The following is a 13,474-nucleotide window of genomic DNA, read 5'->3' on the forward strand; positions in this document are numbered from 1 at the left end:
GTATTATAGCACAGGTCGAAGCATTTTGACTGAGTTTTAGCTCAATAGTTACCCAAACCACCGTTGATAGTGATAGTTAACCCAATAAAAACAGAATAAAATAAACAGACAAAAATCTTTAAATACAATACTTTAAATTAAAATGACGCACCGTAAAATCTCATCCAAACTTTCTACAGATAATATTAACAACAGCCTGATTTATTTATAGCTCTAATAAAAAAGCCCCGCTATAGGGGCGGGGAAATTACCAAAGGTAAAAGAGAAATCAGTATTCAAATGTCAGTGCTATGTCTTGCTACGCTTCTCGCCACAGAGACTGCACATTTCAAAGGCAGTACATTAAATCGCGAAGCAAAAGCCTAGGTTGTAGTCTTCGCCATTCTTTTCAGTGAACTCTTTATCTTCACTCGATGCGCTTGGTCGGCCGCTTTCATCACCCTTCACTAAGCTAACCCAGTGGCGAATACCAGAAGAGAGGTTCGCTTCAGTTTGGCCAAACGTGGTGCATGTCTCTAATTGAATGTCTTCGATGTTCACCAACTCTAAGTTGCCAGTGCCTTTACGAGCACCTATTGTCACTTCAACATGGGTACCGCTCTCGTCACGAAATAGAATTGACGATGGTTTAGATTTATCACCCGCATAAGCGACAAAGTGCTTCGCTCTTTTCAGGCCAGTGTGCTCGCCGTTTTTGAAGTAAACCTGAACATGTCGATAATCAATCTCGTAGCTCACTGCATCTTCGTGTGAACCCGCCTCTAAAGGGAATAGAGTATCAAGCAACTGTTTCGCCATTTTTTGTTTTTCGAGTTGCTTGTCTGCTTTCACCATTTCTACGGCAAAGACAGCTTCAGCAATAAATGTTGAATGGTTTCTGTGAAGTTCTGTTTTGTCTAGTGTCAGCATATTCATAATCTTTCCCTCTTACGGCTTTGAATTTCATGTAGGTCAAAAATCCTGATTGACCCTTTTCAAATGTGTTCTTTACTGTGTCGCTTCCATGTATTTCATACTACTTGTATTTTTTAAACAATTTCACAACAAAAATTTCACAGTGTGAATTTTACTAAATTGATTTTTTACACAAACCGGAATTTCCGCCCCCAGCCCTTTATCTAATTGGGCTGAGAGCTCATTAGACACACTTTTACGTGTTGTTTGATTTTGTGTAATAACCGACCCCAACCAATTTATTGTCGATCACTCGATAATAGGTGTGCTTGGTTTCGACTTTGCTCGACAGGGGATTTAGCCATCGATAGGTGTAAACACCACGGCCATTTTCTTTGGCGAGATTTAACATCTCAGTGAGAATTGGCTTATCGTCAGGGCTTAGAATTTCGTTGTGTGAACGTCCAACAAGCTCAGGGGATACACCATGTGCAAGTAGCTTTCCGGAGCTCATATCCATCACAAACACATACAAATCTCCTTCAACAAAGCTACCCTCAGCGTCATTGAATTCAGTCAGGCTCTCTTGTTCTGACTCCACTATCGCTGTCATGGCTCTCGCCAATAAATTCTTCGCCTCAGCAGCACTCGAACGTTCTGGGTAATAGCCCACCGCCACGATCACATCGCCCACTCGCTCAAAGAAGGTGGTTTTAGGCTCTCCCATGCGATCAGTTGGGTTGGTCCAGTGATACTTAACTTCACCAAAACCGTTGTGTACCGCTTTCGTGATCATTTCACGGAAAAATGGATTACCGTAAACGTCCTGAGTGTCTAAAACACTGTCGCCCACCAACACCATTGAAGAACCGCCACTGGCAAGGAATTGGCCATCAATCCCCAAAGCGAATACATACAACTCACCATCTATGTATTCAGCATCGCTCATGAAGTCTTGAACGCTTTCATCGCCTTCTTTTTGAACGTGTACTACAGCTTTCGCAAGCAGGGTTTTGGCTCTTCTTTCCGCGTCACTGACCACATGTGGTTCTGAAATATCGAGCACATTAACTGGCTCGTTTTCTTTCGCTGTTTCTGAATGTTCAGCACGCAATCCAATACCACTGATCACTGCAAACACGGCACAACCAATAAGGATAATTCTTGATATATTCATAGTACCTTCTCCTAATAGCCCACTAAGGACGGTAGCCAAAGCGTAATTTGTGGGAAGAAAGCGATAACGAATACGCCCACCACGGATGCAAGAACAAAGGGATGGATCTTCGCGGTGATCTGCTCGACCGTGGCCCCGCCTATTCCCGAGGCGACAAAGATATTTTCGCCGAGCGGCGGTGTAGCAAAACCTATCGACAACGTACACACCACCACAATACCTACGTGGGTTGGATCCGCGCCTAGCATGTACATAATTGGCAGCAGCACTGGCACGATAATCATGATCGCGGCTAACGTTTCCATGAACATGCCGACGAAAAGCAATAGCACAATAGTCAGTGCCCACACCATGTACATGTTGTCAGTGAAACCTAGCAATGACTCAGCCACCACGACCGGAATTTTTTGTTCGATTAACAAGCGACCAAATACCGTTGCAGCGAATAGAATCAGCAACACACGCCCGGTAATCCAGGTGGTTGTCGACAATGATTTGATGGTGCTTTTGAACGATAACTCTCGGTGAATAAACACACCCACAAACAGCGAATAGAAAATTGCCACAACCGCTGATTCTGTTGGTGTGAACATACCGCTGTAAATACCTCCGAGAATCAAAAATGGAGCCAGTATCGACCATATGCCACGGCGCAAAGCGTGTCTTACTTCACCAAATGACCAATTCTCAGACAACCCTTTATAGCCTTCTCGCTTGGCAATGAAGTAGTTGGTAACGACAAGTGTAGATGCCATGATGAAGCCAGGAACAACGCCTGCAACAAACAATTTAGGAATAGATAAAGAAGCAAATTGCCCGTGTTGAGCGATGGCTTCGGGCGGTGCCATTAATCCCATTGCTGAGATGCCAAAAATAACTAACGGGATGGATGGCGGAATGATGATCCCCAAGCCCCCTGAGGCAGCCGTTACTGCCGATGCGTAACTCTTATCGTAATCTCGCTTAACCATTGCAGGCACCATTAGCATGCCTACCGCTGCTGTGGTTGCAGGGCCTGAACCTGAGATAGCACCAAAAAACAAACACGCCATCACGGTTGCAGCGCCAAGGCCACCCGTCACGGGTCCGGCTAAGCTCTCTGCAATATCCACCAGACGTTTGGAGATACCCGCCGCCTCCATTAATGCGCCAGCGAGAACAAAGGCTGGCAGCGCCATTAACGGGAAGTTACCCACCGAAGTAAACGCGATTTGTACTAAAGCGATGGGATTTTTGTCGAGCAACATATAGGCCGCCATTGAAGCGCCGGCCAGTGATACTGTGATTGGTGCACCCAGAATTAACAGGGTTAAGAAGCCACCAAATAAAATTAGAGTTAAATAGGATTCCATTATTACATCTCTCTATTACGGCTATTCTCTGTGACGACTATTGCGATGACTTTTGTGCCGTCATTTTGCGCAGTTCTTTCACTTCAGGATCTTCGTTCTTAGCGCCCTTAAATAAGCGCTCGTAGTTGTTCCAGATAATGCGCAGCATCATTAGAGAAAATGCGATCGGCAAAATCATATAGAAGTATTTCATTGGGATGCCTGTCGTCTGAGACTTCCAGAACAAATTCATTTTGTTGAACACGAAATCGTAGCTGAGATAAACAAAGTAGCCGTTAAACAGCAGCCATAAGAAGTCAGCGATGGTTTCACAGACGGTCTGAACAATCGGGGGGAAGAACTTGAAGTGAAAACTGACTCGGTTATGCGCCGACATCTTGGCCGCAACAACAGCCCCTAGATAGGCAAACCAAACAAACATGTAAGTAGCGACTTCATCACCCCAAGGTATGGAGTAATCGAAAAGCTGACGAGTAAGGATTTGTGTGAACAGCAATAGGACAAAGCTTGCTAGCAACAGACAACATGTATATTCCTCAATGTTGTTAAGGTGCTTTTTTATTGTTTTAGCGACTGACATATAACCTCCAATGTTGATTTCCACATGACAACCAGTCGCTCGCGGTACTAAAAAGATCAGGTACTGGACAGATCAACGAGTAAAGCCATGTAAATGCCCTATCTAACCGTTCTATCGCTAGGTGATTAAGTAGCGAAGAACAGCAGATAGGGCGAATCTAATCGTTACTTTCTACCTAGTAACTCAAGAACGTCGTCTAGCTTGTCTTTGCCTCCAATGCTTGAATAGAACTTAGGCCAAACTGACTTAGTGACTTTGCTGATCCACTCTTGCTCGTTGTCTGCCGGGTCAGTGAAGACCATGCCTTTTGCTTGCAGTTCTTCACGGATCTTGTTTTCAGTATTTTCTAAGTATGCAAAGCTGTGCTCTGTCGCTTCCTGACCCGCTTCAAGAATGATCTTTTGCATTTCAGGCGTCTGTTGTTGGAAGACTGTTTCACTGACGATAAGCGGCTCAAGTGAGAAGATATAACGAAGGTTTGTGACGTACTTTTGTACTTCATTGAACTTCATCGCATGAACAGTGATGTATGGGTTGTCTTGTCCATCAACTACACCTTGCTGCAGGCCAGTAAATGTTTCTGACCACGCCATTGGTGTTGGGTTTACGCCCCATGCTTGGTAAGAAGCAATCATGATTTCGTTACGAGGAACACGAATCACTAGTCCTTTTAGATCCGCTGGTGAAGCCACTGATTTTTTAGAGTTAGTCAGAACCCTAAAACCAGAATAAGCCCAACCAACGATACGAACGCCTGCATCACGAATCGTGTTATCGACAAGGTCTTGACCCACTTGGCCTTGAGTTAATAGCACCGCTTCTTCTGCACTTTGAATGACATAAGGCATGGTCAATAGACCAACCGTTGGGGAGAAAGGCGTCACGTTGTTGATCGCCAATACTGAGAAGTCGAGAAGGCCGATTGCCGCGTCGTTGACGGTGTCTTGCTCGTTGCCCAATTGACCATTCGGGAACAGGTCGATTTTGACTTTACCGTCTGTTTTTTGCTCCATCAATTCAGAGAATGAGGTCGCTAATTCCCACTGAGTACCACCAGCAGCGTCGCCGATAGCCATTTTAAAATTTGCTGCTGCCGCGGTATGAGATAGCATCGCTGTTGCTACAATTGTGACGCCAGCAATAATTTTATTTTTAATCAATTTCATAGTCTTAACCTTTCATATCATACAGACTTCCTGCCTGTACTTTGCTCACAAGGTGACCTGGTACAACTTTCCTGGTCGTAGTTCTATTTCCCTATTTTGGAAACAATGTTCGAGTAGCTAAAGCACTTCATCCTTTAACGAATACCACTGATAAAGGAACTGTTGCCCTACTCTTCGAAATGGTGCAAACATCTCAGATTCCACCACTTCCCTCACGTTGGGGAACGGAAGTTTTGATTCAAATATTGGCAAGTCAAGCTTATGACCTTCACCTGCGATCCACTGAGCGAGGCGCTTGCCTGCTTGAGCGGAGTACATCACACCATTGCCGCCATACCCTAGTGCGTAGAATATGGATTGCTTTGGATTCGGCTGATAGATTCTTGGCATCATGTCGTGGCTAACATCCACCCACCCCCACCATGAATAATCGATTTTGATCTGATCGAGAGAAGGGAATTTTCGGGTTAAATCCGCTCTCAACATGTCTTCGTATTTCTTTTCAGGTGCATTCTTACCACTGATGGCACTGCGTGTACCGATCTGCACTCGGTTATCGGGTAACAAACGGTAGTAATGACGCAGGATTCTGGTATCAGTAATCACCTGATTGGTTTTGAAGTTACACGCGGCGATTTCGTCTTGAGTTAACGGACGTGTCACCATCGAGTTAGAAAGTACAGGTAATAGGCGATTCTTAAGCTCTGAATGCAAACCTTGGCTGGTGTAACCACCGGTACAAACACCGACAGAACGAGCCTTAACCACACCACCTGGTGTTTTTAGGTAGTGCACACCGTTGCGTGTTTCCCAACCCATCACAGGGCTTGCTGGGTGAACTTTTACGCCGAGTGCTCGCGCCTTTCTTAGATAACCAAACGCCAGTTTCCCTGCATGGATACCAATACCTTCTGGCTCATGCATTGCGCCTGCCGCTTCTTGGTCACCAACGTAATCACGTTTTACGGTTTCCGCATCTAAGATCTGCGCATCGTAATCGAACGTGTCACGCAGCAACTTGGCTTCTTTCTCGAGTGTTGCCATCACTTTTGGACGGTGAGCAACGTATAAGTGGCCACCCGGCTGCGGGTCACAATCAATGTCTTTGATTAGAGACTTAAACGTGTTCATGCCATCGATGCATTCGCGGTGCATTTTTAGCGCGGTTTCGAGTCCCCAGCGTTCAATCCACTGAGAACGCTTCAAACGTCCTGACGCACACTGAGCTTGACCACCATTTCGGGTACTGCAGCCCCAACTCATACGGTTAGCTTCAATCACAATCGCTTTAATGCCGTACATTTCAGCAAGGTGTATCGCAGTGCTTAGACCTGTGTAGCCTGAACCGATTATCGCCACATCGACATCCATATCCGATGTAATTGGGCCATCATCTTCAGGTGGCGCGCCTGCGGTATCTACCCAATAAGTCGGGGCGTATTCCTTACCGTGACCTGGGCTTTTATCTTTAAGTGGATCGTATTTTGGATCGTATCTTTCTTTTGCTTGGGTACTTTCTTGTGCTTGGGTGCTTTTCACCTTTGGCGGCACATCGGCTGCCGGTTGTTCCATTACTAAACTCATAATTCGACTCTCCTAGTCATAACACGTGAACGGGTTGTGGTTTCGTGTCTAGCTCTTGGGAGTGTTGTTAGGAGTCAAAAGAGGTCGTGTTTTACGGAAGGCATTTTTTACGCTGATTTTTCCATCTTTCAGGGTAAACACATCAACCATACGAGCTTCGATGACAGTGCCATCAGGGTTAGTCGCAGAGAACGTTGATTCGCTTACCGCGCGGTCGCCACACACAAAGTGGACAGGGTCGCTCCAGGCTGCATCTGGAAAGTTCTGCCAAACCAATTCAAAGCTATTGCGAACGGCTTCGTACCCTTCGATAGTGTTGCCAAGCTCGCCTTCTCCTGCCACGGTGTGGAAAACACAGTCTTCGGTCATAAACGACATTAGCGCTTCAATATCATGGTTATTCCATGCATCACTAAAAGACTGTAAAAAGGCGGTGTCGACTTGGTTTTCCAGCACGAATGTCGTTGCATTGGTTTGCATATTCATATTCCAGAATCCTTTATGTTTTCGTTATTGGTTTAAATTTCAGTAGCTTTGCGCCACTTTTTTATTAGAGTGTTTAAACTAGATCTGTGAAAATTTAACAACTTGATAACAAGATTCGCCACTCTAACTTCGAGTTACTTTATAAACAATCTTTAAGCTCACAGATTTCATCTTTTTATAAATTAATTGGTGTTCTAATTTTATTTATCTCGTAATCACTAGATTTATATGAGCTCTAAATAAAATCAGTAGAAATATTAGACTTTAGTCGAAATCAAAATCTTGATGGTACTTTCGGCCATACTGCTCAAGCTGGCGATCATGAGTATTAACTTGTAATTCGATATTACTCTCACCTTTATTCATGGCTTTATTGCTATCTACATGGGCTTCATTTTTTAAATCAGCCAGTGTCTCTTCAATATATTCTGTCGGTTCATTTAAAACATTCATGGAGATTAATTCCTTTATCAGGTTTACTTTCGCTGATGGAAGAATATGAACGGACACTAGACCGTTTGAATATTCTTTCTCATCGTACAAAGGCTGAATGGCATCATTGCCACCTTCCTTAAATGGGTGAATGGAATACCACTTATCTTTTCGTTGCTCTTGCTGATCACAATCAGCCACATTGAATATCTGAGTTCTATTGAAGTCACAGGGTGAGTTAAAAACACTAACCTTATGATAATCAATGGCTTTAATAATATTGATACAGTCTTTACTTTGGCTATGACATACAGACCACAGCGCATTAATCAGGTTATCTGTCCATTCAAGTAAACGGGTTGGAAACCCCTGTTTCTTGGCTAAACACATCAATAACCAATCGTTTATCTCGTGTGCACTCAACGAATGCCCGCCATAAACTCTCACGGTCGAAAGAAGTTCTTGTTCGACACGGCGAATATTCTTTCGATTTGAGCGACCTAAGCTTGGCATCAGGTTATTATTTTCATAATCACACACGTTATAAATCAAACCGCGATGCTCACTACACTCAGCAATGAGTGAATCGATTATTTCATACAACTCGTCGAGTGAGCTTATATAACGTTTATTTTTCACAACATTCATACAATAAGTCACTTAATTTATATTCGGTAAAGTTAAAGCATTAATAATCACGTTAATCAATGGTTCAATTGGTATCATTGTAATTATTTAAAAATGATAATAGTTATATATCTTCGTCAAAGATGACCATTTATGGATCCATTAGTTAAGGATCGTACAATAATAATGAGTGACAAAATTTATATAGCTATAACCACTTATGTACCGATGGAACATTTAATTAGTGTTCTAATGTTTAAGTAGAAATTATTGAACTAAGCGTTTACGTTCTTCACCTAAGCACTTTGCCAATACCCGTTAATATTGCCCGACCACGCTCTTTATAATGCGGTGGCCGGACAAACTTCCGATGACTTATACGTAATCTTTGTATTTATCTAGGAAACGAACCGGTGTTGATAGTGCATCTCGGCGGAACGGGTCGCCCAATTCCTGAGTACACATAATTTCAATGATGGTTGTTTTGCCTTCGTTCATCTGCATGTCGATGGCTTTTTGCAGGGTTGGACCTACATCTTCTAGCTTATCAACCGTGATACCTTCAGCGCCCATAGCTCTTGCGATTTCTGCAAAGCTTTGGTTTTCAAGTTCACCAGCAACAAAGCGTCGGTTGTAGAAGTCGACTTGGTTCTTCTTCTCAGCACCCCATTGACGGTTGTGGAATACCACGGCTGTCACTGGAATGTTATGGCGAACACATGTCATGGTTTCCATCAAGCTCATGCCCCACGCCCCATCGCCTGCATAAGAAATAGCGGGGCGATGAGGTGCCGCTGCTTTCGCACCAATGATGGTCGGGAACGCATAACCACAGTTACCGAAACTCATTGCAGCAAAGAAGCTACGTGGTTTTTCAAAGCGTAAGTAGCTGTTTGCCACTGAGTTGATGTTACCGATATCCGTCGAGACCATTACGTCTTCAGGCATCGCTTTTTCTAGCTCACGCAATACTTGGCGTGGGTGTAGATATTCGCCACCAGAGAACGGAGTCTCGTGTGAGTTTTCCTCAATCATATCTAAGCTGAACGAGTCACGTTCATGTGTCCACTCATCAAGCTCTTTTTCCCACAGTGCTTTCTCTGTTGCCACTGTATCTTGACGAGCGCCTTTGTTGTCATCACACAACAGTGCGCGGCCTTCCAATCTTTCAGATAGAGCAACCGCAGCTGCTTTCGCATCACCACAGATACCAACCGAAATCTTCTTAACGAGGCCAAGCATCTTGTTGTCGGCATCAATCTGAATGATTTTCGCGTTCTTCGGCCAGTAGTCCATGCCATGTTGAGGCAAGGTACCAAATGGACCAAGACGTGTACCCAAAGCGATAACCACATCCGCTTGAGCCATCAATTTCATTGCTGCTTTCGAACCTTGGTAGCCTAAAGGACCACACCATAATGGGTGACTCGCAGGGAAAGAGTCATTATGTAGGTAGCTGTTCACTACGGGTGCGCCTAATCTTTCTGCCAGTGCCGCACACTCTTGAACTGCGTCAGCCATTACCACACCGCCACCAGAAATGATGACTGGGAATTTCGCTTCAGCTATCAGGTCTGCTGCTTCATTCAGAGATTTCTCGCCACCTGGACCACGGTCTAAACGCGCTGGTTTAGGGATCTCGGTTTGAGTTTCGCCGTAGAAATAGTCACGTGGAATATTCAGTTGAGTCGGACCCATTTCGCTCATTGCGCGGTCAAAGCATCGACCCGTGTATTCCGCCATACGGTCTGGGTGTGTTACGTGTCCTTGATACTTAGTGAACTCTTGGAACATTGGAAGCTGGTTACACTCTTGGAAACCACCTAAGCCCATTGTTTTAGTACCTGTCTCTGGCGTCACAATTACGACCGGGCTATGTGCCCAGAACGCCGCTGCAATCGCAGTCACACAGTTACTAATACCCGGGCCATTTTGCCCGATAACCACGCCATGGCGACCAGATACACGAGAGTAACCATCTGCCATGTGAGCAGCACCTTGCTCGTGTACCACTGGGACCAATCGAATGCCAGCAGGAGCAAAGATATCCATTGCGTCCATAAATGCTGACCCCATGATGCCGAACATGTCGGTAACATCATTAGCAACCATAGTTTCAACGAACGCTTCTGATGGTGTCATTGTTACTGTGCCGGAAACAACCGTACGTTTTTCTTGCTCGCTCATTCTTCCATTCTCCTTGAGTTAACCAAAATTTCATTTTTCGGAATGAATTGTCTCTTTTTCGAATTCATTTTCACCTTAGTAGTAGAATTTTTGCGCGTCAACTTTTTATATTAAATTGGAACAATTCATTCTAATTAATAAAACTGGATCACATTATTGGTAGTTTTTCGTACAAAAAGTGCCATTAACTTAAGAGGAGCTGTTAATAATCGATGTCATATCGCGATAGCAGCGACAAGTGATGAGCTATATAGAGGGGAATATAATGAAAGAGGCGGAATTGATACCAACGCAACCAGTAAGTGTGAGAGAACGCTTTGGGATCGACAGCAATCTAACCGTGATGGCATTTGAACATGCGGGCGAATATGTGCCGAAAGTCGACCCTAATTACTGTTTTGACCCCGAAGTGACGCTAGCGATATTGGCAGGGTTCACCTCCAATCGTCGCACGCTGATTCAAGGCACACATGGGACGGGCAAGTCATCTCACATTGAACAAATCGCCGCGAGATTGAACTGGCCATGCTTGAGGATCAACCTAGACGGACACTTAAGTCGATTAGATTTCATAGGTAAAGACAGCATCGTCATTAAAGACGGTATGCAGGTGACTGAGTTTAAAGAAGGCATTCTTCCTCAGAGCATTCAACAACCCATCGCATTGGTGTTAGATGAGTACGACGCTGGTCGTCCTGACGTGATGTTTGTGATTCAACAGCTATTAGAGCAAGACGGAAAATACACCTCTTTAGAACAAAACCGAGTGATCACGCCTCACCCTTCTTTCCGCCTGTTTGCTACCTGCAACACGCTTGGCTTGGGTAACTTCTCAGGTTTGTATTCGGGCACTCAAGTGCTTAACCACAGTCAATTAGATAGATGGAACATCATCGCTACGCTTAACTATTTAGATCCACAGCATGAAACCAAGATCGTGTTATCCAAGCTTCCAAATCTGAATAATGAGAGTGGTCGACAACTGGTTGAGAAAATGATCGCCACCGCAGGATTAACGCGTAACGGTTTTCGGGCTGGTGACCTTTCTACCGTGATGTCTCCGCGAACGGTGCTCACTTGGGCCGAAAACATCCAAATATTCGATGATGTAGCCACCGCATTTAGATTGTCATTCTTGAATCGCTGTGAAGACGAAGAGAAAGAACTGGTTAGCGAATATTATTTCCGTTGCTTTGGTGAAGATTTAGAAACGCCTACTCAAAACTATTCACACTCGGAGTCGTAAACCATGGCCAATGTTTCTTCCCAGCAGAAAAAGATCCTCGATATTGGCGTGTCTGTCGCCAGAGCGATCAGCGGTGAGTTGAGTCTGAATTATCGGGGAGAGCGTCTCTATAAAGGCAATAGCCCCTGTTATTATCAGTCTGCACACACTAACGATCTCACCTTTGTTTCTCGCCATGAGTTGAAAAACAGCAAGCTTTCGATGCAAGGCAAGATCGATTCATCAGCATTAAGACTCTTGCTTTCAGATGCTGACCTCCATTATTCATTACGACCGAAAAACGAAGTCGAGCGTCTGTTATATGATTTCTGCGAACAGGTACGAATTGAATCGCAAATCCCGTCTTATCTAAAAGGTGTAACCACCAGTATTCAGTTCAATTTTGCGTATTGGAGCGACCAATATCATCAGAATGGCTTCACCGAATCACGAATCGGCATGTTGCTGTTTACACTGATGCAAGTCATCCACACCCGCTTAACCGGTGTCCCAGTTTCGGAGCCTATTGCTGAGACCATTGAATCGACTCGCGCCGGCATCGTGCCTACTTTCGGGTATAGCCTGAAGCGCTTAAAGCAACATAGAACCGACCAAGAGTCATTTGCACACAGCGCCAATGATCTTGCAGCCCTTGCACAAAAGCTCATCAACCAAGAGCAAGAGAGTGATAATTCGGCCACGCCAACCGTTGAAGAAGACATCAAGATCCTTGCGCAGCTTGCCCTTATCGTTGATGGTGACATTCAAGATGAAGACGTCGATACCGACATCACAGGCAGTAGCAAGGTATTCGAGCTGTCGGGTGCAAACTATCAGGTCTTTAATTCAGAATTTGATCAAGTCATCGCGGCAGACAAACTCGTCAGGCGCGCCCTATTACTCGAACTGAGGCAAAAGCTCACCGATGACATCATGGCGAGACAAGTCAACACTCGCCGTTTAGCCGCGATGCTCACTCGCTTTGTTGCCACGCCACAAAGAAACCGACGTCAGGATCATTTAGAAGAAGGCATTGTTAACGCCACCACCATCACCAAGCTCATCACTTCGCCATTGGATCGCACTGTCTTTTATCAACCTGACATCGGCGCATCTCATCAATGTGCCATCACGTTTTTGATGGACTGCTCAGGTTCAATGCAGAAACACAGTCACAAGCTAAGCCTACTGATGGATACAATTCTCAAATCCGTTGGACTGGCCAACATTCCATTTGAGATTATTGGCTTCACCACCAATAACTGGAATGGTGGCAAGGTTTATCGGCAGTGGCTTAAACAAGGTCAGCCGAAACACCCAGGCCGCTTAAACGAAGTTCGACATATTGTATTTAAAGATTTTGATACACATTGGAGACGCTCTCGCCTTGGCATTGCCAGCCTTCGGAAAGCAGATATCTTTAAAGAAGGGATTGATGGCGAAGCGGTGCAGTTCGCTAGTCAGCGGTTGCAACAGCACACCGCACAACGAAAGGTTTTGGTTGTGTTCTCAGACGGTTGTCCGATGGATACTGCCACCAGCACAGCCAACGATCAGTTCTATTTAGATAACCACCTCAAACAAGTGATTGAGCGTGAATCAAACAAAAACCATATCGAGATTCATGGTGTGGGAATGGGCGTCGATTTAAGCCCGTACTACCGCAGTAACATCACTTTAGATGTACAGGAGAGCTGCTTATTTGGATTATCTAAGAGCATCTTTGAGATGCTAAAGCGTTAAGGTTTTTGTTTGGAGATGTAC

At 44.7% G+C, this 13,474-nt stretch carries 11 protein-coding genes; 2 read left to right on the forward strand and 9 right to left on the reverse strand.

The window, feature by feature from the left end:
- Positions 1-342 precede the first annotated feature (342 nt).
- From OW495_RS10180 to xsc, 9 genes are all read right to left on the reverse strand, one after another.
- The gene (locus OW495_RS10180) at positions 343-915 is read right to left on the reverse strand and encodes a malate synthase (RefSeq protein WP_009845766.1); all 573 of its coding nucleotides are present in this window, start codon (positions 913-915) and stop codon (positions 343-345) included.
- Positions 916-1,150: 235 nt separating this feature from the next.
- Complete coding sequence (locus tag OW495_RS10185) at positions 1,151-2,071, reverse strand: cache domain-containing protein (RefSeq protein WP_009845767.1); 921 nt, start codon at positions 2,069-2,071, stop codon at positions 1,151-1,153.
- Between the two features lie 11 nt (positions 2,072-2,082).
- A complete protein-coding gene (locus tag OW495_RS10190; protein ID WP_009845768.1) occupies positions 2,083-3,423 on the reverse strand; it encodes a TRAP transporter large permease in 1,341 nt (446 codons plus the stop codon).
- A 37-nt stretch (positions 3,424-3,460) separates the two neighbouring features.
- Positions 3,461-4,003: a TRAP transporter small permease gene (locus OW495_RS10195; protein WP_009845769.1), complete on the reverse strand. Its 543-nt coding sequence runs from the start codon at positions 4,001-4,003 to the stop codon at positions 3,461-3,463.
- A gap of 164 nt (positions 4,004-4,167) precedes the next feature.
- Positions 4,168-5,169, reverse strand: a complete 1,002-nt coding sequence (locus OW495_RS10200; RefSeq protein ID WP_010431300.1) for a TRAP transporter substrate-binding protein — start codon at positions 5,167-5,169, stop codon at positions 4,168-4,170.
- 117 nt (positions 5,170-5,286) lie between these two features.
- Positions 5,287-6,753, reverse strand: coding sequence for an FAD-binding oxidoreductase (locus OW495_RS10205; RefSeq protein WP_289886317.1), 1,467 nt, complete (start codon positions 6,751-6,753; stop codon positions 5,287-5,289).
- Between the two features lie 48 nt (positions 6,754-6,801).
- Complete coding sequence (locus tag OW495_RS10210) at positions 6,802-7,239, reverse strand: nuclear transport factor 2 family protein (RefSeq protein WP_017091714.1); 438 nt, start codon at positions 7,237-7,239, stop codon at positions 6,802-6,804.
- Positions 7,240-7,503: 264 nt separating this feature from the next.
- A complete protein-coding gene (locus OW495_RS10215; RefSeq protein ID WP_289886318.1) occupies positions 7,504-8,319 on the reverse strand; it encodes an FRG domain-containing protein in 816 nt (271 codons plus the stop codon).
- A gap of 354 nt (positions 8,320-8,673) precedes the next feature.
- Complete coding sequence (gene xsc / locus OW495_RS10220; protein WP_004731917.1) at positions 8,674-10,485, reverse strand: sulfoacetaldehyde acetyltransferase; 1,812 nt, start codon at positions 10,483-10,485, stop codon at positions 8,674-8,676.
- Positions 10,486-10,750: 265 nt separating this feature from the next.
- Here xsc and OW495_RS10225 point away from each other — a divergent pair, with 265 nt between their 5' ends.
- Both OW495_RS10225 and OW495_RS10230 read left to right on the forward strand, forming a co-directional pair.
- Positions 10,751-11,731, forward strand: a complete 981-nt coding sequence (locus OW495_RS10225; RefSeq protein WP_016800395.1) for a MoxR family ATPase — start codon at positions 10,751-10,753, stop codon at positions 11,729-11,731.
- Between the two features lie 3 nt (positions 11,732-11,734).
- Positions 11,735-13,453, forward strand: a complete 1,719-nt coding sequence (locus OW495_RS10230) for a cobalamin biosynthesis protein CobT (RefSeq protein WP_289886319.1) — start codon at positions 11,735-11,737, stop codon at positions 13,451-13,453.
- Positions 13,454-13,474: the final 21 nt, after the last annotated feature.

This window comes from Vibrio sp. 14N.309.X.WAT.E.F5 (assembly GCF_030397615.1).
GTDB classification, from domain to species: domain Bacteria; phylum Pseudomonadota; class Gammaproteobacteria; order Enterobacterales; family Vibrionaceae; genus Vibrio; species Vibrio lentus.